We start from the raw sequence: 26,567 nt of genomic DNA, 5'->3' as shown, positions 1-26,567 counted from the left end.
GCGGTGCGCCGTGGCCGGTTCAGGCGGAAAACACTGTGCGGCCCGCAATCAGCGTTTGCAAGACCTTGCCTTGCAGTCGCGCGCCTTCGAAACAGGTGTTTTTCGACCGCGAACGAATGCCGCTTTCGCTGACGATCCAGGGTTCGTCGAGGTCGACAAGCGCAAGATCGGCGACAGCGCCCGGCTTCAGCGTGCCGCCGGGCAGGCCGAACAGTTTTGCGGGAGCGGTGGACAAGGTCTCGATCAGCCGGAGCAACGGCACATCGCCATTGTGGTAGAGCCGCAGTGCGGCGCCCAGCAGCGTCTCCAACCCTATGGCGCCGGCCTCCGCATCGGCGAAGGGCAGGCGCTTGGTGTCGACATCCTGCGGATCATGCGAGGAGACGATGATGTCGATCGTGCCGTCCCTGACCGCCTCGATCATCGCCAGCCGGTCTTCCTCGGCGCGCAAAGGCGGCGTCAGGCGGAAGAAGGTGCGGTATTCGCCGACATCGTTTTCATTCAGCGACAGATTGTGGATCGCCACGCCTGACGTCACCGTCGCGCCGTCGGCTTTCGCACGCGTTATGGCGTTTGCCGCCATCGCCGTCGAGATCTTTGCTGCATGGTACGAACCACGCGTCAGCCGGGCCAAGGCCAGATCGCGCTCCAGCGGGATGGATTCGGCTTCGCGCGGAACGCCGGAGAGGCCGAGCCAGCTGGCGTAGAGGCCTTCATTCATCACGCCGGATGAACCGAGGTCCGCATCCTGCGTCTCATGCACGATGGTGGCGCCGAAGTCGCGCGCATAGGTCAGCGCGCGGCGCATCACCAGCGCGCTCGATATGGTGTGGCGGCCATCGGTGAAGGCGACGGCGCCGGCTTCGCGCAGCAGGCCGAACTCGGTCATTTCGCGCCCGTCGAGGCCCTTGGTGATCGCCGCGGCCGGAAAGACGTTGACGATGGCCGTGTCCTTGGCGGTGCGCAGCACGAATTCGACCAGCGCGACATTGTCGATCACCGGATCGGTGTCGGGCATCATGACGATGGAGGTGACGCCGCCGGCCGCCGCCGCGACACTTGCCGACGCGATAGTCTCGCGATGCTCGCCGCCCGGTTCGCCGATGAAGACGCGGCCGTCGATCAGGCCTGGAATGATCGCCTTGCCGGCGCAATCGATAACGGTGGCGCCCTCGGGCGCGCCCTGGTTCAGCGCTGCTTTGCCGGCGGCTACGATCTTGCGGCCGTCGATGAAGACGGCGCCGACTTCATCGATGCCGCGCGAGGGGTCGATAATGCGGGCGCGCTCAAAGACCGTTATGCTCATGCCTCACGGCCCTCGTGGCTGCGGCGCGGATCGAGCAGCGCTTCCATGACGGCCATGCGCACAGCAACGCCCATTTCAACTTGTTCCTGGATAACGCTTTGCGGACCGTCGGCGATTTCCGAAGCGATCTCGACGCCGCGGTTCATCGGCCCGGGGTGCATCACCAGCGCATCGTCCTTGGCCGCCTTCAGTTTTTCCGCATCGAGGCCGAAATAGCGGAAATACTCGCGCACCGAAGGCACGAACGCGCCTTCCATACGCTCGCGCTGCAGGCGCAGCATCATCACCACATCGGCGTCCTTGAGGCCCTCGGCCATCGAGCGGGTGACGATGACGCCCATTTTCTCGATGCCGGTGGGCAGCAGCGTCGACGGTGCGACGACGCGCACCTGCGCGCCGAGCGCGTTGAGCAGCATGATGTTGGAACGCGCCACGCGCGAATGCAGGATGTCGCCGCAGATTGCCACGATGAGCTTCGACAGCGGACCCTTGGCGCGACGGATGGTCAGCGCGTCGAGCAGCGCCTGTGTCGGGTGTTCATGCGCGCCGTCGCCGGCATTGACCACCGAGCAGCCGACCTTCTGCGCCAGAAGCGCGGCGGCACCGGCCGATTGGTGGCGGATGATCAGGATGTCGGGCCGCATGGCGTTCAGCGTCATCGCCGTGTCGATGAGCGTTTCGCCCTTCTTCACCGAAGAGCTTGCCACCGACATGTTCATCACATCGGCGCCAAGCCGCTTTCCGGCCAACTCGAACGACGACTGCGTGCGCGTCGAGGCTTCATAGAAGAGGTTGATCTGTGTGCGGCCGCGCAGCGTCGAGGTTTTCTTCTCGGACTGCCGCGAGATCGCGACCGCCCGGTCCGCCCTGTCGAGCAACAGCTCGATATCGGCGGGGGAAAGGTCGCGGATGCCCAGAAGATGGCGATGAGGATAGGGGGACGAAGCGTCGGTCATCTCAAGGCGCTGCTATAGGGTGGAGACTTTGCGGCTGCAAGCACCAGCTTTGCATTGCAGCCGTTCTCCTCAATTTTTTCGTGTAGATGGCCGATTGTATCGGCCGGTATTTTCATCGCGCGCGCTGCATGGCTTGGCTATATCTAGCCGACAGCCTCGGATTCGTGGCTTTCTGACGATAGAAGGATTGGGCGTGACCGACGACGTGACGAACCAGCCGCCGCCGCTGACGGGCGGCAACGCCTGGCGGGGCGATCCGTTGCTGATCCAGCTAGCGGAGCGTTTTTCCGATCCGGTGCGCAAAGATCTCGACGGTCTCGGCCGCTTTGTGCTGACGCAGGAGGCGCAGGAATTGGCGCGCCTCGCCAATGTCGAGACGCCGAAGCTCAGGACGCATGATCGCCAGGGACGGCGCATCGACGTGGTCGAGTTCCACCCCGCCTATCACGCCTTGATGCGCCGCTCAGTGGCCAACGGGCTGCATTCCTCGGTGTGGGAGAACGGCGACACCGAGATCGGCCGCCGCCATCAGGTCCGTGCCGCCCGGTTTTATCTGACGGCGGAGCTGGAGACCGGGCATCTGTGCCCCATCACCATGACCAACGCTTCGCTGGCGGCCTTGATGGCCAGCCCGAAACTGTTTCGCGAATGGGCGCCGCGCGTGACGACGCGCAAATACGACCAGAGCCAGAAACCACCGGTCGAGAAGACCGGGCTGACGCTCGGCATGGGCATGACCGAGAAACAGGGCGGCACCGATGTGCGCGCCAATGTGACGAGGGCGGAACGCGCCGGCAGCGGTTTTTATCGCCTGACCGGGCACAAATGGTTCATGTCGGCGCCGATGTCGGATGCCTTCCTGGTGCTGGCACAGGCGCCGGAGGGGCTGTCGTGCTTCCTCGTACCGCGCGTTCTCGGTGACGGCTCGGGCAACGGCTTCCGCTTCCAGCGGCTGAAGGACAAGCTCGGCAACCGTTCCAACGCATCCTCCGAAGTCGAATTCGTCAATGCCATCGGCGAGATGGTCGGCGAACCCGGTGCCGGTGTGAAGACGATCATGGACATGGTCACCCTGACCCGGCTCGATTGTGCCATCGCATCGTCGGCGATCATGCGCGCGGGCCTCGCCGAGGCCGTTCATCACGCCCGCCACCGACAGGTGTTCGGTTCAACCTTGATCGAGCAGCCGTTGATGCAGCGCGTGCTGGCCGACATGGCGCTCGATGTCGCCGCCGCCACCGCGCTGTCGTTCCGGTTGGCGCGCTCCTTCGACGAGGCGGCCAGCGATCGCGGCGAGGCGGCGTTTGCCCGCGCCATGACGCCCGTCGTCAAATACTGGGTCTGCAAGATCGCGCCGCCGCTGCTCTATGAGGCGATGGAGTGCCTCGGCGGCAACGGCTATGTCGAGGAGGCGCCACTCGCCCGCTACTATCGCGAGGCCCCGGTCAACGCGATCTGGGAAGGCTCGGGCAATGTCATGGCGCTTGATGTGCTGCGCGTGCTCGGCCGTGCGCCCGGCCTGTTCGAGGATGTGCTGGCCGGCATCGACCGTGATCTCGGCGCCGGCGGACGCGGTACGATCGGCGTGCTGAAGGCGGCGATGCAGGTTGCTTCAACCGACGAAGGTTCTGCCCGGCTGCTGACCGAGCAGCTGGCGCTGTCGGCTGCGGCGGCGGAATTGCGCCGTCTGGGGGCAGGGCGGATCGCCGACGCTTTCGTCGAGACGCGTTTGGCCGGCCAATGGCGCAACACCTATGGCATGATCGATTCGCGCCACGATGCACGCATGATCATCGACACGCTCTATCCGCCGGTGAACTGAGCCGCGAGCATCGCAAAAACCGGCGCCATCCACAGTTTTGACGCGTTGGCGGGCATCTTCACGCGTATGGCTAATCGCCGTTAACCTTAACAAATGGTTTCCGTTGCGATGGCGGACGGCAAGGCCCACTGTCCCAGTACAAGCAGGGAATGGTTCAGATTGGCCGTCTCTTGCTCTGCGAAGCAGGAACGCCGATGCGACAGGTACTGACCTCTTTTCTGGCCTTGCACTGGGCGATAGTTTTCGCCCTGCTTGCGCTCATCTGCATCGACGGAAACCGGGGTGTGGCGGCGGCGCTCGGCGTGCTGGGTGCCACGATCGAGAGTACCCGCTTCGTCGACCTCGACAATTTCGTCGTCGTGGCGCCGCTCGCCACCGCATTGCTTGTCGTCGCGGTTCTGTTTTTCTGGGCCTTTGTCGAAGCCTTGGTCAACGACGCGACCAGCGCGGGCGCCGACAGCGTCGCCCGCATCGCCTTCATCTGCGCGTCCGGCGTGTTGTCGCTGATCGTCATCGGTGGCGCCGCACAAGGCATCAACGGGCTGTTCATGGCTGTCGCCGTGCAACTGGCGGCACTTCTGGCGTCCTATGTCGCCATGCTTGCCGAACGGCGATCCTTGGTTGCGACAGCGGCTTCGGGCGAAGGCGAGATCCATGCCATCGCGCACGGCATGGCAAAAGCCGCGGCCCACAATTCGCTGCTTTCACTCATATCAGGCCGAACGGTGTCCAAGACCGGCTCCCATCCCAGGGGAGGCCGCTGATGCGCTACATCTTCGGATTCTGGGCGGCGCCGATGGCGATTTTCTGGGGCTGGTTCTATCTGTCGGCCAATGACATCAATTTCGGCTACACGATGCTCAGCCGACAGATGCACGACTTCTTCTTCCAGCTCTATGGTCAGATGCTCGGCATCGATCCGGCGATCATTCCCGGCATGGTGGCGAAGACGTGCGTCTTCGACGGGTTGCTGCTGATGGCGCTTTGGGCCTTCCGCCGTCGCCGCGAAATCGCCGGCTGGGTCAGACAGCGCTGGGCGGGTCCGGTTCCGTTCGAGCGGATGCGTGGAGCGACTGAAGCCGGTCCAAAACTCCCTGCAGAATAAACGCGGCAGCCGCCGAATCGATCTTGCCGGCGCGCTTGCGGCGCGAGAAATCCATCTCGATCAGCGTCCTTTCGGCCGCGACCGTCGATAGTCTCTCATCCCAGAGCACGAACGGTAGGTCGCTCATCTGGGCCATGTTGCGGACGAAGGCGCGCGATTTCTGCGCACGCGGACCTTCCGAGCCGTCCATGTTGATCGGCAGCCCAATCACCACCGCGCCGGCATTCTCCTTGTGCAGCAAGGCGAGCAGCACCGCCGCATCGAGCGAGAATTTCCTTCGCATGATCACCGGGCGCGGATGGGCGAAGGAAAACCTCTGGTCCGAGACCGCGACGCCGATCGTCTTGTCGCCGAGGTCAAGCCCCGCCAGCGTCTTGCCGCCGGTCAACCGCGCCGGCAATTCCTCGATCGTGATAATGCCCACCGGCCGTCCTTCGCCTTTCACCACCAGGTGTTTTGTCAAACGCGTGGCGGACAAGTACCCTTTGATCTCGGGGCCATCGGCGTTCTATCCTTTGGCAAGCCAAAAATCGAGGAATGCGTTCATGAAACTGACCTGGTACGGCCACTCGGCCTTTCGCATCGAGACCGCTAATGCCAAGATCCTTATCGATCCCTATCTGATCGGCAATCCGTCCTGGACGGGCGGCTGGGAGGGACCGGCCGAGGGGATCACCCATGTGCTGCTGACGCATGGCCACAGCGATCACATCAGCGGCGCCGTGGAAGTGCTCGGCAAAAGCGGCGCGCAGCTGGTCGCCAATTTCGAGATCTGCATGTATCTGGTCGGCAAGGGGGTCAGCGACAAGAAGATCAACCCGGGCAACATCGGCGGCACCGTCGATTGCGGCAGCTTCACCACCACTTTTGTCCAGGCGCTGCACTCATCCTCGTTCCCCGGCGAGGGCGGCCAGAACACCTATCTCGGCAATCCGGGCGGCCTCGTCTTGCATTTCCCGGAAGACAAGACGCTCTATCACATGGGCGACACCGACATCTTCTCCGACATGGCGCTGATCAACGAGTTGCATGAACCCAAGGTCGGCCTGGTGCCGATCGGCGACCGCTTCACTATGGGCGGCGCTGTGGCTGCACTTGCCTGCCGGCGCTTCTTCAAATTCGATACCGTGGTTCCCTGTCACTTCGGCACGTTTCCGATGATCGACCCCACCGCCGACAAGTTCGAGGCCGGCATGGAAGGGTCCGGCGTGACGGTGGCATCGCCTGATATCGGTGAGACGATTACGATCTAGGCGTGGCGAAAGCGGAATAAGACCATGGCTTTGAGGAAATCTCTTTGTGTATCGATGTTGGTCGCGGCGTCGCCCGCGCTCGCTGCGGATGATTTCATCGAGGGCCTCTACCTGCAATCCGAGGAGCTTTGCAAACAGGCCAAAAAGGACACGCTGCAAACGCTGATCGACGCAGGCAACATCGTGCTTTCGGCGCACGGCCTGCAGAGCGTCGAATACAATTGCGAGTTTCTGCAGATCAGCAAGGCCACGGCTTCGCCGAGCTGGGCGGTGACGGCCATCTGCCAGGAACCGGGTTATGTCTTTCCCGACGTTCTCTCCGTGACGCAAATGAACGCCAAGCAGATCGATCTCGTGTCGGTTCGGCCCGTCGACGACGAAAGCGAAGCAAGCGGCAACAGCGGCAGCTACTATCTGTGCGAAGGCGTTGCTCTGCCATAGACGTATTCTGAGGGCCCACGGGCGGGCCGCCGGCACAGCCTGGTCTCTCGCACGATGCATGTTGCGCAGCGCGCGCGGCGCCGCTATAGCCCGAACTGGTTTTCCCCGAGGCAAAAACATGTCCGTAGATCTTCAGACAGTGAAGCGCGTCGCGCATCTCGCCCGCATCGCGGTGAGCGAAGAAGATGCCGAACGGATGACCGGCGAGCTGAACGCCATTCTGGGCTTCGTCGAGCAGCTGAACGAGGTCGATGTTTCCGGTGTCGAACCAATGACCTCGGTGACGCCGATGGACATGAAGAAGCGCAGCGATGTCGTTACCGACGGCGGCAAGGCGGCCGACATCGTCGCTAACGCGCCGGCGACCGAAGAGAACTTCTTCCTCGTTCCGAAGGTCGTGGAGTAAACCGGCCGATGGCAATCGAGATCGCCATTGAGAAGCCGCTCCAGGACGACGTGCGCAGGCTGGTCACGGAACTCAACGAGACCTTGCTCGAACTGACGCCGCCGGAGCATTGCTACCATTTGACGGTCGAGCAGATGGCCGGTGAGGACACGACGGTTTTCATCGCCCGCGATAATGGCCTGGCCATTGGCTGCGGCGCGCTGAAGCGTCATGACGGCGCCATTGGCGAGGTCAAGCGCATGTATATCAGGCCCTCGCATCGCGGGCAGAGGATCGGCGCGAAAATCGTTGAGCGGGTCGAATCGCTGGCGCGCAACGAGGGGCTGAAGCGCCTGGTGCTGGAGACGGGCGATCGTCATCCCGCGGCGTGGACAGTCTACGAACGCGCCGGGTTTTCGCGCTGCGGCCCGGTGCTGGATTATCCCGATTCTGAGTGGTCGGTGTTTTACGAAAAGAGCCTTTGATGAGCGACCTGACCCAGCTGACGATTTCACAGGCCCGCGCCAAGCTGCGCGACAAGGAAATCACCGCGACCGAGATCACCGAGGCCTATCTCGGCGCTATCGAGCGCGCCAATCCGGCGCTCAATGCCTATGTCGCCGTGACCGGCGACAAGGCGCGCGACATGGCCAAGGCGTCCGACGCCAGGCTGGTCAAGGGCGAGGGCGGTGCGCTGGAAGGCATTCCGTTGGGGATCAAGGACCTGTTCGGCACCGAAGGCGTCCACACGCAGGCTTGCAGCCATGTACTCGACGGGTTCAAGCCACGCTACGAATCGACCGTTACGTCAAATCTGTGGGCCGACGGCGCCGTTATGCTCGGCAAACTCAACATGGACGAGTTCGCCATGGGCTCGTCCAACGAGACGTCCTACTATGGCCCGGTCATCAATCCGTGGCGGCGCTCGCGCCTCGATACTGCGGTGATGCCGACGACGCATCAGGGCGACGGCGGCTTCGTTTCGGCCGGCGGCACGAGGACCGTGCGCAGCCTGGACAATGCGCAGTTGGTGCCGGGTGGCTCTTCTGGCGGGTCGGCCACGGCAGTCTCCGCCTTCCTGTGCGCCGGCGCGACCGCGACGGACACTGGCGGCTCGATCCGCCAGCCGGCCGCCTTCACCGGGACGGTAGGCATCAAGCCGACCTATGGCCGCTGCTCACGCTGGGGTATCGTCGCGTTCGCCTCGTCGCTCGACCAGGCCGGCCCGATCGCGCGCGACGTACGCGATGCCGCGATCCTGTTGAAGTCGATGGCCTCCGTCGATCCGAAGGACACGACGTCGGTCGACCGGCCGGTGCCGGATTATGAGGCGGTGATCGGCAAGCCGATCAAGGGCATGAAGGTCGGCATTCCCAGGGAATACCGCGTCGACGGCATGCCCGAAGAGATCGAAGCGCTGTGGCAGAAGGGCATTGCCTGGCTGAAGAACGCCGGCGCCGAGATCGTCGACATTTCCCTGCCGCATACGAAATACGCGCTGCCCGCCTATTACATCGTGGCGCCGGCCGAGGCTTCGTCCAACCTCGCCCGCTATGATGGCGTCCGCTACGGCTTGCGCGTGCCGGGCAAGGATATCGTCGACATGTATGAGAAGACCCGTGCCGCCGGTTTCGGCCGCGAGGTCAAGCGCCGCATCATGATCGGCACCTATGTGCTGTCGGCCGGCTATTACGACGCCTACTATCTGCAGGCGCAGAAGGTGCGCAATCTGATCAAGCGGGATTTCGAGACTGTCTTCGCCGCCGGCGTCGATGTCATCCTGACCCCGGCAACGCCGTCCGCCGCCTTCGGCGTCGCCGACGAGGACATGGCTGCCGATCCGGTCAAGATGTACCTGAACGACATCTTCACCGTCACTGTGAACATGGCGGGCCTGCCGGGCATCGCTGTGCCCGCCGGGCTCGACGCCAAGGGCCTGCCGCTCGGCCTGCAGCTGATCGGCCGGCCGTTCGATGAGGAAACCCTTTTCCAAACCGCTGCCGTCATCGAGCAGGCCGCAGGCACGTTCCAGCCGGAGAAGTGGTGGTAGGGACGTCGCTCGTCTAGCGCGTGCCCTGAAAGTCGGATCGATTTTCGAAAGGATCCTGCGCAAAATCAAAGTGTTAGCGTCCTTTGAGCACCCACGCCCGTGCGGCGCTGCAATGGGGTGAGCGATGTTCTTCTACCTGTCCAAGATTTTCTGGTTCTTCATCCAGCCGCTGAACCTGGCGATCTTCCTGCTGCTGGCGGGATTGCTCGCGGCCATGATCGGGCGCCGGCGGCTGGCGGCGACCGGCAGCGTGCTGGCATTTCTGGTCCTTGCGCTGTCAGCGTGGACGTCGCTCGGCGCCATGATGCTCAATCCGCTGGAAGAGCGCTTCGCGCGCCCGCCGCTGCCGGCAAAGGTCGACGGCATCGTCGTGCTCGGCGGCGGCTTCGAGGGCGCCATCAATCTGGCGCGCGGCGGCTATGAGTTGAACAGCAGCGGAGATCGGATGGTCGAGACCGCAGTTCTGGCCCGGCGCTTTCCTACCGCCAAGGTGGTCGTCTCCGGCGGCACCGGCGCGTTGTTTCTCGATGGCGAGGGCGATGCCGCAACCGCGCCGCGCCTGCTCACCGCGCTTGGCGTGGCCGCCGATCGTCTGATCCTGGAGAACAAGTCCCGCAACACCTATGAGAACGCGGTCTTCACCAAGGAGTTGCTAACGCCGAAGCCCGGCGAGACCTGGCTGCTGGTGACCTCGGCCTTCCATATGCCGCGCGCCAAGGCGCTGTTCGACAAGGCCGGCTTTGCGACTGTTCCCTGGCCGGTCGACTATCGCACCTCGGGCAAAGAAGGCATCGGCCTGTTCCGCGACAATCCAGCCGATTCGCTGCAGGCCACCACCATGGCCATCCGCGAATGGATCGGGCTTTTTGCCTACTGGCTGTCAGGCCGGATCGATCAGCCTTTTCCAGGCGGCTGACCGATCACCGCCTGCCTGGCGGCCGAGAAGAACTGGCGCCGCACCAGAACCGCCAGCAGCAACAGCGTCGACAACACGAACACCATCGGGTCGACGAACCAGCCGAGATAACCGATCGAGAAGAACACGCCGCGCAGGCCGGAGTTGAAGTGCTTTCCGGCCAGCATGTTCATTTGCGCCGCACGCCACACCGCCGTTTCGGTGACCGGATTGCGTGAGGCTTCGCCATGCGGGATCGGCACGGCGCCGATCAGGATCGTGCAATAGTTGAACAGCCGGTACGCCCAGCCGAATTTGAAGAACGAAAACGCCAGGATCAGCACCAGCCCGAACACCTTTATCTGGAAGGCCGCGCGCGACGGCGCGCCACCCAGGGGCAGGTCGCTGAGCACTTCAAGAACCCGGTCGGATGCGCCGAGCAGGGCAAAACAGCCGCCGATGGCGATCAGCGAGCTGGAGGCGAAGAAGGCGGTGCCTTGCTGCAGCCCGCTCATGATGGCGGTGTCGACGATGCGGATCTCGCGCTCGGCCATGGTCCGCATCCAGGCTTGCCGCTGTGCATTCATCGCCGTCGTCAGCGACATGCGGCTGACCAGCTTGCCGTCGGAGGCGAACGTGTGCAGCAGCCACGCGACGAGGAAGAAGGCCAGCGCCGCGAGATCGGCTGTCGAAAGATCGAGGGAATCGCCCATGGCCTGAATTTAGCACATTCAGCGCGATCGCTTCGATGTCCGCCTACAGCGATAGGCACCAATGTCGCTGCCGGAGCAAACAAGGTCGGCGGATGCAGCGCCGCGATTTCCAAAAGAGCGGAAACATCGTGGGAATTCCTATATGTAGTCATCGACCTGACGCCAGGAGACAACGCCGCGTGTTCCTTTCGGTTTTCGACCTGTTCAAGATCGGCATAGGACCCTCGAGTTCGCACACGATGGGGCCGATGACCGCCGCTGCGCGGTTTCTCGACGAGGTCGCGGGAAATGACTGGCCGCGTCCGGCGGGCGTCAAGGTCGACCGGCTTGGCGCAAGTCTGCACGGGTCACTCGCCTACACCGGTATTGGCCACGGCAGTGATCGCGCCGTCATGCTCGGCCTTGCCGGCCTGACGCCGCAGACGGTCGATCCCGACCAGGCCGATGGCATTGCCAGCCGCATCGCCGCCGAAAAGCGCATTTCGCCGCCCGGCCATCCCGCCTATCGCTTCGATCCGGCCACCGATCTGGTGCTGGACCGCAAAACGCCGCTCACCGGTCACGCCAACGGCATGGCGTTCTACGCCTATGATTCCGGCGGCCGCCTGCTGCTCAAGCGCATCTATTATTCGATCGGCGGCGGCTTCGTGGTTTCCGAAGAAGAACTGCAGCGGATGAAAGCCAGGGGTTCGGTGACAACCGAAGGCAAGAAAGTGCCTTATCCGTTCAAGAATGCGGTCGAGATGCTGGCCATGGCCGGCAAAAGCGGCCTTTCCATCGCCGACATGAAACGCGTCAACGAGGAGACGCAGATGACGCGCGAGGCGCTCGACGCCGGCCTCGACGGAATCTGGAGCGCCATGAAGGGCTGCATCGACCGTGGCCTGTCGCAGGATGGCATCATGCCGGGTGGGCTGAAGGTGCGCCGCCGTGCCCGCATGCTGCACGATAAGCTGCAGGAGCAGTGGCAGCAGAATAAGCCCAATCCTTTGCTCGCCAATGACTGGCTGTCGATCTACGCCATGGCCGTGAACGAGGAAAATGCCGCCGGCGGCCGCGTCGTCACCGCGCCGACCAATGGCGCTGCCGGCACGCTGCCGGCGGTGCTGCGCTACTGGCTGCATTTCCATCCCGAGGCGGACCAGCCGAGCATTCGTGATTTCCTGCTGACGGCTGCCGCCGTTGGCGGCATCATCAAGACCAACGCGTCGATCTCGGGCGCCGAGGTCGGCTGTCAGGGCGAGGTCGGGTCGGCATCGGCGATGGCGGCGGCCGGCCTGTGCGCCGTCATGGGCGGCACGCCCGAGCAGGTCGAGAATGCCGCCGAGATCGCGCTCGAACATCATCTCGGCATGACCTGCGATCCGGTCGGCGGGCTGGTGCAGGTGCCGTGCATCGAACGCAATGCGCTGGGCGCGGTCAAGGCGGTGACGGCAGCGTCACTGGCCATCAAGGGCGACGGCATCCATTTCGTACCGCTCGATGCGGCGATCGAGACCATGCGCCAGACCGGCCTCGACATGAACGAGAAGTACAAGGAAACCAGCCTTGGCGGGCTTGCAGTCAACGTCGTGGAGTGCTGAAGGCTGGCCTAAACCGCCACTGTGGAGAAGTCGATCCGGTCGTTGACGCGTTCGCGTGCAGGACTAACCTTAAGCGATGTCTCTCAATCTCATAAAACTTTGTGTCGGCTGCGACAGCGTCGAGGATCTCGAAGAGTGGATCGCCTTCCGCCTCGACGAGCGGCGGCGCGCCGGTGAGCCGGTCGAGCAGTATCACACCACCCGTATGATGCCGACGCGCGGCGCCGAGGTTACCGATGGCGGTTCGCTCTATTGGGTGATCAAAGGCAATGTGCAGTGCCGCCAGTTGATCACCGAAATCCGGCCGTTCACCGACAGTGAAGGCATAGGCCGTTGCTATCTGTTACTCGACCCCGAGGTTGTACGCACCGACTGGCAGCCGCGCCGGGCTTTTCAGGGCTGGCGCTACCTGAAGCCGGCGGACGCGCCGCTCGATCTGGGTAAGGGCAAGGCCGGATTGATCGAGATGCCGCCGAAACTCAGGCGCGAGCTGGCCGATCTCGGTCTGCTCTGACCCCAGGTGGCATCACCGCCTGGCCCTTTGCACTGCCCGATGTGGGGCTTGCAAGCGATGTGGCAACGCCACATCTTGTTTTTCATGAGCGATAAGAAGCAGCCTGTGCCAGCGAGGACCAATCCTGCGCCGATCAAGCCTCAATCCAACGCCGGCGAGATCGACGCCTTCATTCGTCAGGCGAGGACACTTGCCGCGTCGGCGACCGGTTCGGGCAGGCTGATCCTTGCCCTCGACGCGACGATGAGCCGCCAGCCGACCTGGGATCTGGCCTGCACGCTGCAGGGCCAGATGTTCGACGCTGTCGGCAAGGCCGGAACCCTCAGCGTGCAACTGGTTTATTTTCGTGGTCTCGGCGAGTGCCGTTCGTCCGCTTTCGTGAGCGACACCAATGCCTTGAAGCAGCTGATGACGCGGATCGAATGCCGCAGCGGCCACACCCAGATCGGCAAGGTCCTGACGCATGCGTTGAAACAGACGGCGGCCGCCAAGGTCAATGCGCTGGTCTACATCGGCGATGCGATGGAAGAGAATATCGACGATCTGGCCGAAAAGGCCGGCAGCCTCGGCCTTCATGGCGTTCCCGTCTTCGTGTTTCAGGAAGGCCATGATTCCGGTGCAGAAAAGGCGTTCAAAGAGATTGCGCGGCTGTCCAAGGGGGCTTGGTTCCGATTTGATCGGCGGGCTGCCGCGACCCTGGCAGGACTGCTTTCGGCCGTCGCCGTGTTTGCGACCGGCGGGTTGAAGGCGCTCGAAGCCAGGGGCAGGCCGGAAGACCGGCTGATGATCGAGCATCTGCGGGGCGGCGGAAAATAATGGGCGCAATCATCGCTTTTGTAGCGTTGCTTCTGCTGCTCCTCGGCGCGGTGACGATCTTTCTGCGTGCCGAGCCGGCGAAACTGGCGAGCACGCTGCGAACGCTCGGGCCGGCTCTTCTGGCACTTGTCGGCGTCGCCGTGCTTGTGGTCGGCCGGGAAGGCATCGGCGGCATGATTCTCACCGGCGCAATTGCCTGGTATGGTTCCATGCGCATGAAACGCCAGCCGGCCGGGCTTGCACCGGGCAAACGCTCGACGGTGCGCACAGCGGCATTGGAAATGGAACTCGATCACGATACCGGCGGCCTCGAAGGACTGGTCCTGGCTGGCCGCCACGAAGGCAAGATGCTTGGCGCGATGGGGCTGGCGGAATTGCAACACCTCTACCGCGAACTCTCCGGCGATCCGGAGAGCCGACAGCTGCTAGAGACGTATCTTGACGGCAGATTTCCCGTCTGGCGCAAAAACGCTGAGACGAACGGTGGCGAAGGGCTGGGTGTTGCGCCAGGTCCGGGCGCCATGACTAAGGAGGAGGCCTACAAGGTCCTTGGTCTTGAAGCGGGGGCCGCCGCGGCGGATGTCCGCAAGGCGCACCGCCGCCTGATGCAGCGCCTGCACCCCGATGTCGGCGGCACGTCTTTCCTGGCGGCGCGGATTAACGAAGCCAAGGACGTCTTGCTCTCCAATCACAACTAGTCTCCTTCGACGCAGAATTTTTCCGGGAGATGGCTTGCACGCCGTCCTACTGCTGGACGGCGTAGCACTCGATGTTCTTCTTCTTCAAAGCGGTACAGGCCTTCCAGGCGGCGGTCTTCGAACCGAAGCCACCGAAGCGGGCGCGGTAGTAGGTGACGCCATCCTTGTCGAAGGCGACAGTGAAACCGGAAGCGTCCGCCAGCACCTTGGGCGCCTGCTTGGTGGTCTTGTCGAGAAAGGCCTGGGCCTCGGACTGCTTGGGCGACGAGGCGACCTGAATGGCCCAACCCGAAGGCACCGACGCGGTGTTGACCGGGTCGACAGCCGCCGGCGTCGGCTCGGCATAGGCCGCTACAACCTGGGCCGTCGCGACTTGGGGGGCTGAAACGATGACGGTCTTGACCTTTCTGGTCTTGACGACGGGGGCTGCTTCTTCGGCCTGCGCGGTATCGTCTTCCGCGACCGTGGCGTCCTCGGCAACGGTGGCATCGTCCTGCGCTATGACAGGCTTGTCGTCCGGTGTCGGAGCGTCATGCTTGGGCAGGAGAACCTTGGCAAGGGCGGTGATCGGGTTGTTGCCACCGGCCTTGGCGACCAGATCGCCACCACCGCGAGTCGACGCCCTCGGCAGATAGGTGTTGATCAAGCTGGCCATCTGATTGTCGCGGCTGCCGCCCGAGGTGCCGCCCATGACCACGCCGACGATGCGGCGATTGCCATCGGAAACCGATGAGACGAGGTTGAAGCCGGAGGCGCGGGTGTAGCCCGTCTTGATGCCGTCGACGCCCTTGATGCGTCCAAGCAGACGGTTGTGGCCGTTGATGCGCTGGCGCCCGTAGAGAAAGGAGCGCTGCGAGAAGTAGCCGTAATACTGGGGAAAATGCTCGCGCAGCGCGATGCCGAGCGTCGCCATGTCGCGCGCGGTGGTGAACTGGCCGGGGTCGGGCAGGCCATTGGCGTTGCGGAACACGGTGCCGTTCATCCCCAGCGCACGCGCCTTGGCGGTCATCATGCGGGCAAAAGTGGTTTCATTGCCGCCTAGCATTTCGCCGAGCGCGGTGGCCGAGTCATTCGCCGACTTGGTGACGATCGACAGGATCGCGGTCTCGACCGTGACGGAACCGCCCGGCTTCACGCCAAGTTTCGTCGGCGCCTCGGCGGAGGCCTTGGCGGAAAACACCACTGGCGTGTTCCTGCTGATCTTGCCCTTCGCCATCGCTTCGAAGGTCAGATACAGCGTCATCATCTTGGTCAGCGAAGCCGGATAGCGCCTGCCGTTGGCGTCGGCGGAGTAGAGCACTTTGCCGGTCTTGGCATCCACGACGATGGCCGCCTGCCTGGCCGCCAGCGACGAGGCAACGTCGCCAAAAACGAATGTCATCGCCAGGGCGATGATGATCATCGTTTTGAGAGGGGAGGTGGATTTGGAAACGATGCCCAACAACGCCTTACGCACTGGTACTTCCCTTGGATTTCTTCGTTGCGTTGGAGGCGGCAAAGGGTCCTGCCTCGCTTCCGGTCAAGCTACCGGCGCAGCGTTACCAATCCGTTTATGGTAACCGCCGCGTTCACCATTTTCTTCGGGCTTGAAGCTCTCTTTATTCGATTTTTAGCCATTGGCTGCGCAGGCGGGTCCGCAAGCCCCCGAAATCTTGACTTTTGTGCGGCGCACAATATATTATCTTGCATCGCACAAGGGCGCCCCGAAGAAGGACGCTTCAACCGTCAAGGGAATCGTGAAATGACCCAGACCTATGAGGACTTCAGCAAATACGGCAAAGAGTTCGCCGACACCGGATTGAAGAGCTTTGCGTCGCTGTCCAAGGGCGCGCAGGCGATTGCCACCGAAGCTGGTGAATACACCAAGAAGAGTTTTGAAACCGGCAGCGCCACTGTGGAGAAGCTGTTTTCAGCCAAGTCGCTGGAAAAGGCGATCGAGATCCAGTCGGACTACGCCAAGCAGTCCTATGAGGCGTTCGTCGCCGAGGCCACCAAGATCGGCGATCTCTATGCCGAACTCGCCAAGGAAGCTTACAAGCCATTCGAATCGATCGTTGCCAAGGCAAAGTAATTTTGCCCGGGCGAACTGATTTCGCCTGACGTGACCCCAGATTCAGCCTTTGAACCCGAGAAAAAGCCCGGCCACGGAAACGCGGCCGGGCTTTTTCGTGTCAATTTCCGTTCCAGAGCCTCGCGCCCCTTCACGATTGCGAAAATCGTCCAAGTTTGGTGACCTAGCCATATTGTCAGCTAACCAGAAGGGCTTAAAATCGTACATCGAACACCTACATGTCGAACTCGCATGGGGAATCGAAAGAGGCAGGAATACGTGACGATCGGTTTGACTGCCACGAGACAAGTGGTGCGGATGCAAGACGGCGACGGTAACGGCAATGGGGCCGGCCGTGGGACGGCCGTCATCACGCGCACCAAAACCAAGACCAAGAAGCCCAGCCTTTATCGGGTCCTCATCCTCAACGACGACTACACTCCGATGGAGTTCGTGGTTCACGTGCTGGAGCGTTTTTTCCAGAAGGATCGCGAAGCCGCCACACGCATCATGCTTCATGTTCACAATCATGGAGTGGGCGAGTGCGGGGTCTATACATTCGAGGTGGCCGAGACCAAAGTGTCCCAGGTCATGGATTTCGCCCGACAGAATCAGCATCCGCTGCAATGCGTGATGGAGAAGAAGTGAGGTAACATGCCGGCTTTCTCCCAAGGCCTGGAAAAGGCGCTTCACCAGGCGCTGACGCTCGCCAATGAGCGGCACCATGAATATGCAACCCTAGAACATCTGCTGCTCGCGCTCATCGACGACACCGAGGCGGCCGCCGTCATGCGCGCCTGCAATGTCGATCTCGATGAGCTCAAGCACACGGTTCTCACCTATATCGACACCGAGCTCGACAACCTCGTCACCGGTTACGACGAGGACTCCAAGCCGACCGCCGGTTTCCAGCGCGTCATCCAGCGCGCGGTGATCCATGTGCAGTCGTCTGGCCGCGAGGAGGTTTCGGGCGCTAACGTCCTCGTCGCCATCTTCGCCGAGCGCGAGAGCCATGCCGCCTATTTCCTGCAGGAACAGCAGATGACCCGCTACGACGCGGTCAACTACATCTCGCACGGCATTGCCAAGCGTCCGGGCGCATCGGAGACACGCTCGCCGCGCGGTGCCGATGACGAGCAGGGCGGCCAGAACGGCGCCGAGCCACAAGATGAAGGCGGCAAGAAGAAGCAGCAGCAGGATGCGCTGACGGCTTATTGCGTCAATCTCAACAACAAGGCCAAGGCCGGCAAGATCGACCCGCTGATCGGCCGCGAGTCCGAGATCAACCGCACCATTCAGGTGCTGTGCCGCCGCTCGAAGAACAACCCGCTCTATGTCGGTGATCCCGGCGTCGGCAAGACGGCGATCGCCGAGGGTCTGGCCAAGCGCATCGTCGAGGGCGACGTTCCCGAAGTGCTGCACAACGCCACCATCTTCGCGCTCGACATGGGCACGCTGCTCGCCGGCACGCGCTATCGCGGCGATTTCGAGGAACGGCTGAAGCAGGTCGTCAAGGAACTCGAGGACTATCCCGGTGCCGTGCTGTTCATCGACGAGATCCATACGGTCATCGGCGCAGGGGCTACTTCAGGCGGCGCCATGGATGCGTCCAACCTGTTGAAGCCGGCGCTGTCATCGGGTGCGATCCGCTGCATCGGCTCGACCACCTACAAGGAATTCCGCCAGTTCTTCGAGAAGGACCGTGCTTTGGTGCGGCGCTTCCAGAAGATCGACGTCAACGAACCGACCATCGCGGACGCCATCGAGATCATGAAGGGCCTCAAGCCCTATTATGAGGAGTTCCACAAGGTGAAGTTCACCAACGAGGCGATCAAGGCCTCGGTGGAGCTGTCGGCACGTTACATCAACGACCGCAAGCTGCCGGACAAGGCGATCGACGTGATCGACGAGACCGGCGCCTCGCAGATGCTGGTTCCGGAAGCCAAGCGCAAGAAGACGATCGGCATCAAGGAGATCGAGGCGACGATCGCCACCATGGCCCGCATCCCGCCGAAGACGGTTTCGGCCGATGACGAGAAGGTGCTGCAGGGTCTCGATATCGAGCTGAAGCGCGTCGTTTATGGCCAGGACACCGCGATCACCGCGTTGACCTCGGCGATCAAGCTGGCACGTGCCGGCCTGCGCGAACCGGAGAAGCCGATCGGCTCCTACCTGTTCTCCGGCCCGACCGGCGTCGGCAAGACCGAAGTGGCCAAGCAGTTGGCCGCCTCGCTCGGCGTCGAGCTTATCCGCTTCGACATGTCGGAATATATGGAACGCCACACCGTCTCGCGGCTGATCGGCGCTCCTCCCGGCTATGTCGGCTTCGACCAGGGCGGTCTTCTGACGGACGGCGTCGACCAGCATCCGCATTGCGTGCTGTTGCTCGATGAGGTCGAGAAGGCGCATCCGGACCTGTTCAACATCCTGTTGCAGGTTATGGACCATGGCAAGCTGACCGACCACAATGGCAAGCAGATCGACTTCCGCAATGTGATCCTGATCATGACCACCAATGCGGGCGCGTCGGATGCGCAGCGCGCGGCGATCGGCTTCGGCTCGACCAAGCGCGAAGGCGACGATGTCGAGGCGATCAACCGGCTGTTCACGCCGGAATTCCGCAACCGTCTCGATGCGATCATCCCGTTCGGCTCGTTGCCGGTGCCGGTCATTCATCAGGTGGTGCAGAAGTTCGTCATGCAGCTCGAGGCCCAGCTTTCCGAGCGTGGCGTCACCTTCGACCTGTCGGCGGATGCGATCGCCTGGCTCGCCGACAAGGGCTATGATGAGCGCATGGGAGCGCGGCCGCTCGGCCGTGTGATCCAGGAGCACATCAAAAAGCCGTTGGCCGACGAGGTGCTGTTCGGCAAGCTCAAGAAGGGCGGCACGGTGCGTGTCACCGTCGAGAAGAAGGAAACCGGCGAGACCGGCCTGAAGCTCGAATCACTCGCCGACGAGGCGCCGGTGAAGCCGAAGAAGGAAGAGCCGGAAGAAACACCGAAGCCCAGAAAGGCCGTGACGAAAAAGCCCGCGGCCAAGAAGCTGGTGGCGCAGAAGCCCGAAGCCAAGGGCAAGGACGGCGGCAAGCGCAGCCTCGTGCCGCAACTGCCCCGAAAGAACTGAGCCTTATGAAAGTCGAAAAAGCCCCGGAAACGGGGCTTTTTCATTGGAATATGAGGTGTTGCATGGCCGGCGATTGCGGCGTCAGCTTTGCAGCGCCGCCCGTATCTTTTCGGCGCTCTGCGCCAGCACTTCCGGCTTCTCCATCCCGCCCGTGTGCGGCTTCAGCGGGACGCCGTTGAAGCGCGGGATCACATGCACATGCAGGTGGTACACGGTCTGCCCCGAGGCCGGCTCATTGAACTGCATGATGGTGACGCCGTCGGCGTCGAAGGCCTTTTTCACTGCCAGCGCCACTTTCTGAACGACGCCCAAGAGATGGCCGAAAATTGACGGATCGGCGTCGAGCAGGTTGCGCGACGGCGCTTTCGGCACCACCAGCGTATGGCCCGGCCCCTGCGGCATCACATCCATGAAGGCGATGACCGCTTCGTCCTCGTAGACGCGGTGCGAAGGAATTTCGCCGCGCAGGATCTTGGCGAAGATGTTGTCGGTATCGTAGGCGGCCTCTGTCATGGTGAACGCTCCGGATTGTGCCTTTCGTGTAGCGAAACGGTGGAAAATCGACAAGACGATTGGGCGAAGTCAGCCCTGCTCGTCAGGCAGCCCTGTTGCTACTCCTCCAGATCCTTGCGGAACGGGGTGTGCCCCTCGAGATATTCGCTCATCCGCTCCACCTCGCGGCGTTCACGCCTGAGATAATCGGCAACGGCGTTGCGCAGGCCGGGATGAGCGATGTAGTGCGCGGAATGCATGGTCACCGGCCGATAGCCGCGCGCCAGCTTGTGCTCGCCTTGCGCGCCTGCCTCGACCACTTTCAGCTTGCGCTCGATGGCGAAGTCGATCGCCTGGTGATAGCAGACCTCGAAATGCAGGAAAGGGTGGTCCTCGATGCAGCCCCAGTTGCGGCCATAGAGTGCGTCGGAGCCGATGAAATTGATGGCGCCGGCGATATAGCGCCCATTGCGCCTGGCCATCACCAGCAGGATGTCGTCGGCCATGCGTTCGCCGATCAGCGAGAAGAATTGACGGTTGAGATAGGGCCGACCCCATTTGCGGCTGCCGGTGTCCATGTAGAAGGCGAAGAAATCGTCCCAGGCCTTCTCCGTGAGGTCCTTGCCGGTCAGCCGGTCGATCGAAATGCCTGGGGCAAGCGCTTCACGCCTTTCCTTCTTCATCGCCTTTCGCTTGCGCGAGGCAAGGGTGGCGAGGAAGTCGTCATAGGTCGAAAAGCCTTCGTTGAAGAAATGGAATTGCTGGTCGGTGCGGTGCAGGAAGCCTGCCGCTTCCAGCACGTCCACATCGCTCTCTTGCGCGAAGGTGACATGCGCGGAAGAGACGCCGAGTTTTTGCGTCACCGCCTTCAGGCCCGCCGCGAGACCGGCCTTCACTTTGGCGCTGTCCTCACCTTTGCTGACCAGCAGGCGAGGGCCGGTGACCGGGGAGAACGGCACGGCACTTTGCAGTTTGGGATAGTAACGGCCGCCGGCGCGCTCGAAGGCATCCGACCAGCCATGATCGAACACATATTCGCCCTGGCTGTGCGATTTGAGATAACAGGGCACCGCGCCCAGCAATCTGCCTTGCCCGTCCTCCAGCCTGAGGTGGTGGCCCTGCCAACCGGTACGCCGCACGGCGCATCCAGAATCCTCAAGTGCGCTTAGAAAAGCGAAGGAAACCAAAGGATTGTAACTGGTTTCTGAATCTCCGCGCGCGGTTCCGGCAAAGCCGTTCCATTCATCACCGGTGAAGGCGCCGATGCCGGCGGCGACGCGGATCGAATAGTCCGCATTGGCCGTTTGTCGGTCGCCCTCGTCGCCCTGATCCATGAGGCTTATTTAAGCTCCGTCCGGCCTGGTACAAGTCACGTTTCAGACACTCATGCGACTTTGACCAGATCGGGCTCGAACCCCTCGAACGTCATCTGGTCGGCATATCTGAAGGTCAGGTCGACCGCCGGCTGGTCGTGCACCGTCCAGGTGATAACAGGCATTTTCAGCTTTTCGCGCACGAAGCTGACGAATGGGTTCGGCAGGTCGCCTGCGGCATAGGAGGTGAAGGCGATCTTATGCGCCAGCATGGCGAAATGCGCCTCGATCAGCCCGACGTCCTTGCCGTAGGCGGTGAGCCCCCCTGGGATACCCGGCGCGTCCTTCGGAAAATCGCGGACCAGCCAGTGGTCGAACGACATGATCGCCGCTTTGCCCTTGTAGCGCTTGAGCATCTTGCCGACGCTTGCCACCAGGCCTTCGTCATAGCCGGGCGTGCCTTTCAACTCGACCACCAATGGCACACGGCCGTTCACCAGGTCGAGCGCTTCCTGCAGCGTCGGCACATGGTCCGGCGTGCCACCGACCCTGAGCGCCACGAGTTCAGCTGCGGTGCGCTGCCAGACGAAACCATCCTGGCCGGTCAGGCGCTTGAGATCACCGTCATGGATGACGACTGGAACGCGGTCGGACGACAGGTGGACGTCGCATTCGATGGCATAGCCGCGTTCGGCGGCCGCGGCGAAGGCCGACAGCGTGTTTTCCCAGCGCGTCTTGTTCATGTCGTGGAAGCCGCGATGGGCGACGGGCCGGGCGGTCAGCCAGGATAGGTCGGTCATATCAGTCCCCTGGCTCATTCGATTTCGAAGACGGCTTCGATTTCCACTGCGGCATTAAGCGGCAGGCAGGCGGTGCCGACGGCGGAGCGCGCATGCTTGCCACGTTCGCCAAGGGCCGCCACCAGGAAATCGGAGGCGCCGTTGGCAACCAGATGCTGCTCGACGAACTCAGGTGCCGAGGCGACGAAAACGGTGATCTTCACCAGACGGCTAATTTTCTCGAGGTCGCCGAGTGCTGCCTTGGCCTGCGCCAGGATGTTGATCGCGCAGTATTTTGCCGCGTCCTTGCCGCCTGCCGTATCCAGATCGCGACCTAACAGCCCGCTCGCCTGCAGCTTGCCGTCCTTGAGCGGCAATTGCCCGGCGGTGAACAGCAGATTTCCGGTCCGGCAATAGGGCACGTAGTTGGCGGCGGGCGCGGCGGCGACGGGAAGCGTCACACCCAGATCGCTTAGCCGCTTTTCGATTGTTTCACTCATGGTATTTCCCTATTGCTTGGTGACGCCGCGCCGGCCGGGCCGAAATTGCTATTTTTGCCTCGCTTCCGCCACGACTTTTTTTAAGCTGGACCATCTTTCCCTGCGGCCTGCCATCAGTCGCGACGATCGGAGTACCTCATGCGCGCAACGCGCCTCGCATTCCATGCCGTCCTGTTGTCGGGGGTCTTCTCGATAGGCCCTGCCTTCGCAGCGCCTGCGTTGCAAGCCCACCGCGCCGTTTACGATCTTACCCTGAAAAAAGCGTCCGATCAGTCCGGCATCACGGGCATATCCGGCCGCATGGTCTATGAGTTCAATGGCTCGGCCTGCGAAGGCTATACGGTGAAATTCCGCTTCGTCACCCAGATCGTCACCGCCGACAACACCAGGTTGACCGACCAGCAGACGACCACTTTCGAGGACGCCGAAGGCAAGACTTTTTCGTTCGTGACAAAATCCTTCGTCGACCAGAATCTCGACAAGGAGGTCAGGGGCATCGCCACGAAAGAGACCAAGGGCCTGAAGGTCGACATCGACAAGCCTGAAAAGAACAGCGTCGAGCTGGCGACAACCCAATTCCCGACCCAGCATCTGGTCGAGCTGATCGGCAAGGCCGAAAAGGGCGAGAATTTTTACGAAACGAACCTGTTCGACGGTTCCGAAGATGCCAACAAGGTGATGACCACCACCGTCGTGGTCGGCAAGAAAACCGATGCCGACAAGGCCGACCCGGAAGCTTCGGCGCTGGCAAAGCTCGCCACCGACAAATACTGGCCGGTCGACATCGCCTATTTCGACGACACCAACAAGACGGGCGAAGAGGTGCCGGAATACCGTATCAGCTTTAAGCTGCATGAGAACGGCATCACCCGCGATCTCGTCATGGACTATGGCGACTTCTCGATGACCGGCAAGCTGGTCAATCTGTCGCTGTTCGACCAGACGAAACCCTGTCCCGCCAAATAGTGCCGGTCTAGGCAGTTGATTTACCACGACACGCCGTGGTCGTAACGATCGACTTGAACGTGCCGCAATCGTCTCTCAACCTCTCCCAGCGTCCAGGCGCGAGGGGGATCAGCTTGAGCAGGATCGATACATTCGTGGCGCCGCGGCCCAACCCGGCACTGATCAGGGCCATGACATCCGTCAACCGGATCGTCATGCTGCGCGGCATTCCCGGATTTCGGGATCTGTTGCCGTTCAATCGCCTGGCCGGTCTGCGCGGCGTCGCCAATGTCCGCCATATCGACTTTCCCGACACCGACCTTGAGCGGCTGAAGGCCGGTTGCGGGGCGGGGAAGGCAACCTTCCTCACGCCCAATCATCCCGAATTCTTCACCGACTGGATGATCGACAAGGAGATCGTGTCGCAGGTCAGTCCGCTCGCGGCCTCATGGGCGACCAACGGTGTCGTCAACGGTCTCGGCCGAATGATGCAGAAGTTCTGGCTGGCCAACAACTTGATCGCCCAGATTCCCGGCAACAGCGGGGCAGCGAAGGAACACTCCGTCGCCTGGGCCTTGAAAGGCCATGGCGTGCTGCTGCATCCCGAAGGCGGCGTTGGCTGGCATGCCAATGTCGTTGCGCCCTTGCTGCCGGGTGCCGTCGAGATGGGGCTGGAGGCCCTCAAGCGCGGCCGGGCCACGGATCCCGATTTCAAGGTCTGGATCGCGCCAGTCGTCTGGAAGCTGGCCTTCACCAGGAATGTCGAAGCGGCGCTGGCGAAGGAATGCGGTTATGTCGAGAAAAACCTCAAAATAGAACGCCAGGCGACCGATACGCTGCCGCAGCGCATCCACCATGTCTATTCGACGCTGCTGGCCCGCGATGAAGCAGCATCGGGCGTGCCATCCGACGAAGGCGCAACCTATGCCGAGCGCCAGCAGGCGTTGGTTGCTGAACTCGGCCGCCGACTCGGCGAAAGCATCTCGCCCGACACTGATGTCACCGACGCAACCGAACTTCTGCGGCGGGCGCGTCGTTGGCAGCGCGAAAACAGTGGCGATGCGGAAGGCCGAAAGCAGGTCCGCGCGCTCGCCGACACGATTCAGAGGCTGCAACGCGTCGGGCCCTGGGCCGCGGCCAACCCGCGCATCAGCCTGGAAGAGATCGCCGAACATCTGAAGCGGGTCCGCAACGACTATTGCCGGGGCGGACTGCGTGACACGATCAACCGGTTCATTCCGCAGCCGGCCGGACCGCGTTGCGCCCATATCCGGGTGCCCGATCCACTTGGCTTGCATGAATATCCGGGCTCGATCGACGATGCGGTTGCCGAGCTGCACCGTCGCATGCAGGACACAATCACCAGCACCGTGGCTGAAGTCGAGGCCGGCGGCGGCTTCATTTTCTATCCGAATCCCTTCTATCATCGCTAGACGAGTGCCTGTCGGCGCAAGATGAAGGAATACGGCAAGCCTCATGGCAGTCTATGTCGACGCAGCGATCTGGAACTGGGCCGGCCATCGCTGGTGCCATCTGTTGGCCGACGACACCGACGAACTGCATCGCTTCGCCGCGGAGCTGGCCATCAAGCGTTCATCGTACCAGGGACCGCCCAAGACTTCGGCGCCGCATTATGACATAACGGGCTTCGAGCGCGACCGAGCGGTGCGGCTCGGCGCTATCGAATGCAGCCGCGAGGAGATCGTTGCGGTCTTCCGGCGGGTGCGGGTGCCGAACGGCAAGGTCAAGCGCTGACGGCAGGGCGCGGATCGTCGCACGCAACACCACGGATCCTGCGGCGCTTGCGTTTGTCGCGCATCCCCTCTATATGCGCGCTCATTCCACACACGGACTTTGGTGTCTGCCCGGGAGAAATCCGGCTGAAACCTCCGGTGGCGTTCGAGGACAAAGTCCGAAAATGCCTGTGTCCGTGGAGGCTAACCGGAAAGGAACTTTGAATGGCACTGCCTGATTTCAGCATGCGCCAGCTTTTGGAAGCTGGCATTCACTTCGGCCACCAGACCCACCGCTGGAACCCGAAGATGGCGCCTTACATCTACGGCGCCCGCAACAACATCCACATCATCGACCTCTCGCAGACGGTGCCTTTGCTGCACCAGGCGCTGAAGCAGGTTTCCGACACCGTCGCCAAGGGCGGCCGCGTGCTGTTCGTCGGCACCAAGCGCCAGGCGTCCGACATCGTCGCCGATGCGGCACAGCGTTCGGCTCAGTATTATGTCAACTCGCGTTGGCTCGGCGGCATGCTGACCAACTGGAAGACGATCTCGAACTCGATCCAGCGCCTGCGCAAGCTCGACGAGATGCTGGCCGGCGAAGCGCAAGGGTTGACCAAGAAGGAACGCCTCAACCTCGACCGCGAGCGCGAGAAGCTCGACAAGGCGCTGGGCGGCATCAAGGACATGGGCTCGACGCCCGACCTGATGTTCGTGATCGACACCAACAAGGAAGCGATCGCCATCCTCGAGGCCAAGCGCCTCGGCATCCCGGTCGTCGCCATCATCGATTCGAACTGCGATCCGGACAAGATCGACTTCCCGATCCCCGGCAATGACGACGCGGCCCGCGCCATCCAGCTCTATTGCGACCTGATCGCCAAGGCTGCGATCGACGGCATCGCCCGCCAGCAGGGCGCGCTCGGCGTCGACATCGGCGCTTCGGTCGAAGCTCCGGTCGAACCCGCGCTCGACCCGGCTCCGGCCCCGGCGTCGGAAGCTCCCGAAGCTTGATAATCGAAGGCCGGTTGCGGCCTTCATCTTTCTCATATTCTGGCACGCTAAACAGACGCACCATCGAATACCGATGGTGCG

At 62.5% G+C, this 26,567-nt stretch carries 29 protein-coding genes; 20 read left to right on the top strand and 9 right to left on the bottom strand.

The window, feature by feature from the left end; genetic code table 11:
* Positions 1-19: 19 nt before the first annotated feature.
* Both NKH52_RS07490 and NKH52_RS07485 read right to left on the bottom strand, forming a co-directional pair.
* Complete coding sequence (locus tag NKH52_RS07490; protein WP_352735434.1) at positions 20-1,306, bottom strand: dihydroorotase; 1,287 nt, start codon at positions 1,304-1,306, stop codon at positions 20-22.
* Positions 1,303-2,262: an aspartate carbamoyltransferase catalytic subunit gene (locus NKH52_RS07485; RefSeq protein ID WP_352735435.1), complete on the bottom strand. Its 960-nt coding sequence runs from the start codon at positions 2,260-2,262 to the stop codon at positions 1,303-1,305. Before NKH52_RS07485 ends, NKH52_RS07490 begins: the two co-directional genes overlap by 4 nt.
* A 193-nt stretch (positions 2,263-2,455) precedes the next feature.
* Between NKH52_RS07485 and NKH52_RS07480 the strand changes: the two genes are divergently transcribed.
* From NKH52_RS07480 to NKH52_RS07470, 3 genes are all read left to right on the top strand, one after another.
* Complete coding sequence (locus NKH52_RS07480; RefSeq protein WP_027036690.1) at positions 2,456-4,084, top strand: DNA alkylation response protein; 1,629 nt, start codon at positions 2,456-2,458, stop codon at positions 4,082-4,084.
* Between the two features lie 194 nt (positions 4,085-4,278).
* Complete coding sequence (locus tag NKH52_RS07475) at positions 4,279-4,848, top strand: hypothetical protein (protein ID WP_352735436.1); 570 nt, start codon at positions 4,279-4,281, stop codon at positions 4,846-4,848.
* Positions 4,848-5,189, top strand: coding sequence for a DUF6105 family protein (locus NKH52_RS07470; RefSeq protein ID WP_023812962.1), 342 nt, complete (start codon positions 4,848-4,850; stop codon positions 5,187-5,189). Before NKH52_RS07475 ends, NKH52_RS07470 begins: the two co-directional genes overlap by 1 nt.
* On the opposite strand, the gene ruvX is transcribed toward NKH52_RS07470, so the two are convergent.
* Positions 5,107-5,613 carry a Holliday junction resolvase RuvX gene (gene ruvX / locus NKH52_RS07465; protein ID WP_128308140.1) on the bottom strand — a complete coding sequence of 169 codons (507 nt, stop codon included), beginning with the start codon at positions 5,611-5,613 and terminating at the stop codon, positions 5,107-5,109. The two genes, NKH52_RS07470 and ruvX, sit on opposite strands and share 83 nt — an antisense overlap.
* A gap of 121 nt (positions 5,614-5,734) precedes the next feature.
* Between ruvX and NKH52_RS07460 the strand changes: the two genes are divergently transcribed.
* The 6 genes from NKH52_RS07460 (at position 5,735) to NKH52_RS07435 (ending at position 10,234) form a co-directional block, all read left to right on the top strand.
* Positions 5,735-6,442 carry a metal-dependent hydrolase gene (locus tag NKH52_RS07460; RefSeq protein ID WP_352735437.1) on the top strand — a complete coding sequence of 236 codons (708 nt, stop codon included), beginning with the start codon at positions 5,735-5,737 and terminating at the stop codon, positions 6,440-6,442.
* 54 nt (positions 6,443-6,496) lie between these two features.
* Positions 6,497-6,883: a hypothetical protein gene (locus tag NKH52_RS07455; protein WP_352735438.1), complete on the top strand. Its 387-nt coding sequence runs from the start codon at positions 6,497-6,499 to the stop codon at positions 6,881-6,883.
* Between the two features lie 118 nt (positions 6,884-7,001).
* A complete protein-coding gene (gene gatC, locus NKH52_RS07450; RefSeq protein WP_023812958.1) occupies positions 7,002-7,289 on the top strand; it encodes an Asp-tRNA(Asn)/Glu-tRNA(Gln) amidotransferase subunit GatC in 288 nt (95 codons plus the stop codon).
* An 8-nt stretch (positions 7,290-7,297) separates the two neighbouring features.
* Complete coding sequence (locus NKH52_RS07445) at positions 7,298-7,753, top strand: GNAT family N-acetyltransferase (protein ID WP_352735439.1); 456 nt, start codon at positions 7,298-7,300, stop codon at positions 7,751-7,753.
* Positions 7,753-9,318: an amidase gene (locus tag NKH52_RS07440; protein WP_352735440.1), complete on the top strand. Its 1,566-nt coding sequence runs from the start codon at positions 7,753-7,755 to the stop codon at positions 9,316-9,318. Before NKH52_RS07445 ends, NKH52_RS07440 begins: the two co-directional genes overlap by 1 nt.
* A 124-nt stretch (positions 9,319-9,442) precedes the next feature.
* Positions 9,443-10,234 (top strand): YdcF family protein, encoded by a 792-nt coding sequence (locus tag NKH52_RS07435; RefSeq protein ID WP_352735441.1) that lies wholly within the window; start codon positions 9,443-9,445, stop codon positions 10,232-10,234.
* Here the strand turns inward: NKH52_RS07435 and NKH52_RS07430 are convergent.
* A complete protein-coding gene (locus NKH52_RS07430; protein ID WP_027161543.1) occupies positions 10,213-10,926 on the bottom strand; it encodes a DUF599 domain-containing protein in 714 nt (237 codons plus the stop codon). The two genes, NKH52_RS07435 and NKH52_RS07430, sit on opposite strands and share 22 nt — an antisense overlap.
* Before the next feature lie 179 nt (positions 10,927-11,105).
* Between NKH52_RS07430 and NKH52_RS07425 the strand changes: the two genes are divergently transcribed.
* From NKH52_RS07425 to NKH52_RS07410, 4 genes are all read left to right on the top strand, one after another.
* Positions 11,106-12,509: an L-serine ammonia-lyase gene (locus NKH52_RS07425; RefSeq protein ID WP_352735442.1), complete on the top strand. Its 1,404-nt coding sequence runs from the start codon at positions 11,106-11,108 to the stop codon at positions 12,507-12,509.
* A gap of 76 nt (positions 12,510-12,585) precedes the next feature.
* Complete coding sequence (locus tag NKH52_RS07420) at positions 12,586-13,023, top strand: DUF1489 family protein (protein ID WP_352735443.1); 438 nt, start codon at positions 12,586-12,588, stop codon at positions 13,021-13,023.
* An 84-nt stretch (positions 13,024-13,107) separates the two neighbouring features.
* Positions 13,108-13,839 (top strand): vWA domain-containing protein, encoded by a 732-nt coding sequence (locus NKH52_RS07415; protein ID WP_352735444.1) that lies wholly within the window; start codon positions 13,108-13,110, stop codon positions 13,837-13,839.
* Positions 13,839-14,537: a DnaJ domain-containing protein gene (locus tag NKH52_RS07410; RefSeq protein ID WP_127295566.1), complete on the top strand. Its 699-nt coding sequence runs from the start codon at positions 13,839-13,841 to the stop codon at positions 14,535-14,537. Before NKH52_RS07415 ends, NKH52_RS07410 begins: the two co-directional genes overlap by 1 nt.
* Before the next feature lie 46 nt (positions 14,538-14,583).
* Here the strand turns inward: NKH52_RS07410 and NKH52_RS07405 are convergent, their stop codons facing one another.
* Positions 14,584-15,993 (bottom strand): SPOR domain-containing protein, encoded by a 1,410-nt coding sequence (locus NKH52_RS07405; protein WP_352735445.1) that lies wholly within the window; start codon positions 15,991-15,993, stop codon positions 14,584-14,586.
* A 285-nt stretch (positions 15,994-16,278) separates the two neighbouring features.
* On the opposite strand from NKH52_RS07405, the gene NKH52_RS07400 reads away from it, so the two are divergent.
* The 3 genes from NKH52_RS07400 (at position 16,279) to clpA (ending at position 19,710) form a co-directional block, all read left to right on the top strand.
* Entirely contained in the window at positions 16,279-16,608 is a 330-nt protein-coding gene (locus NKH52_RS07400; protein WP_013531776.1) for a phasin family protein, read from the top strand.
* A 297-nt stretch (positions 16,609-16,905) separates the two neighbouring features.
* The gene (gene clpS, locus NKH52_RS07395) at positions 16,906-17,235 is read left to right on the top strand and encodes an ATP-dependent Clp protease adapter ClpS (protein ID WP_023812950.1); all 330 of its coding nucleotides are present in this window, start codon (positions 16,906-16,908) and stop codon (positions 17,233-17,235) included.
* Positions 17,236-17,241: 6 nt separating this feature from the next.
* On the top strand, positions 17,242-19,710 hold the full coding sequence (gene clpA / locus NKH52_RS07390) for an ATP-dependent Clp protease ATP-binding subunit ClpA (protein ID WP_352735446.1): 2,469 nt from the start codon (positions 17,242-17,244) through the stop codon (positions 19,708-19,710).
* An 81-nt stretch (positions 19,711-19,791) separates the two neighbouring features.
* Here clpA and NKH52_RS07385 read toward each other — a convergent pair whose 3' ends face one another.
* The 4 genes from NKH52_RS07385 to NKH52_RS07370 all read right to left on the bottom strand — a co-directional run bounded on the left by NKH52_RS07385 (position 19,792) and on the right by NKH52_RS07370 (position 22,794).
* Positions 19,792-20,223, bottom strand: a complete 432-nt coding sequence (locus NKH52_RS07385; protein WP_352735447.1) for an HIT family protein — start codon at positions 20,221-20,223, stop codon at positions 19,792-19,794.
* A gap of 98 nt (positions 20,224-20,321) precedes the next feature.
* Positions 20,322-21,536, bottom strand: a complete 1,215-nt coding sequence (locus NKH52_RS07380) for a GNAT family N-acetyltransferase (RefSeq protein ID WP_352735448.1) — start codon at positions 21,534-21,536, stop codon at positions 20,322-20,324.
* A 50-nt stretch (positions 21,537-21,586) separates the two neighbouring features.
* Complete coding sequence (locus NKH52_RS07375) at positions 21,587-22,315, bottom strand: glycerophosphodiester phosphodiesterase (protein ID WP_352735449.1); 729 nt, start codon at positions 22,313-22,315, stop codon at positions 21,587-21,589.
* 14 nt (positions 22,316-22,329) lie between these two features.
* A complete protein-coding gene (locus NKH52_RS07370) occupies positions 22,330-22,794 on the bottom strand; it encodes a RidA family protein (RefSeq protein WP_023812941.1) in 465 nt (154 codons plus the stop codon).
* 138 nt (positions 22,795-22,932) lie between these two features.
* On the opposite strand from NKH52_RS07370, the gene NKH52_RS07365 reads away from it, so the two are divergent.
* The 4 genes from NKH52_RS07365 (at position 22,933) to rpsB (ending at position 26,486) form a co-directional block, all read left to right on the top strand.
* Entirely contained in the window at positions 22,933-23,760 is an 828-nt protein-coding gene (locus NKH52_RS07365; protein WP_352735450.1) for a cell envelope integrity EipB family protein, read from the top strand.
* A gap of 113 nt (positions 23,761-23,873) precedes the next feature.
* On the top strand, positions 23,874-25,172 hold the full coding sequence (locus NKH52_RS07360; protein WP_352735451.1) for a lysophospholipid acyltransferase family protein: 1,299 nt from the start codon (positions 23,874-23,876) through the stop codon (positions 25,170-25,172).
* A 43-nt stretch (positions 25,173-25,215) separates the two neighbouring features.
* Positions 25,216-25,494 (top strand): DUF4031 domain-containing protein, encoded by a 279-nt coding sequence (locus tag NKH52_RS07355; protein WP_128303613.1) that lies wholly within the window; start codon positions 25,216-25,218, stop codon positions 25,492-25,494.
* Positions 25,495-25,697: 203 nt separating this feature from the next.
* A complete protein-coding gene (rpsB, locus tag NKH52_RS07350; RefSeq protein ID WP_023812937.1) occupies positions 25,698-26,486 on the top strand; it encodes a 30S ribosomal protein S2 in 789 nt (262 codons plus the stop codon).
* The last annotated feature ends 81 nt before the right edge of the window (positions 26,487-26,567 follow it).

This window comes from Mesorhizobium sp. M1066 (assembly GCF_040318635.1).
In the GTDB taxonomy this organism is placed as follows: Bacteria; Pseudomonadota; Alphaproteobacteria; order Rhizobiales; family Rhizobiaceae; genus Mesorhizobium.
Note: the sequence above shows the minus strand (reverse complement) of the source record. Positions and strands in the feature narration are given on the sequence as shown.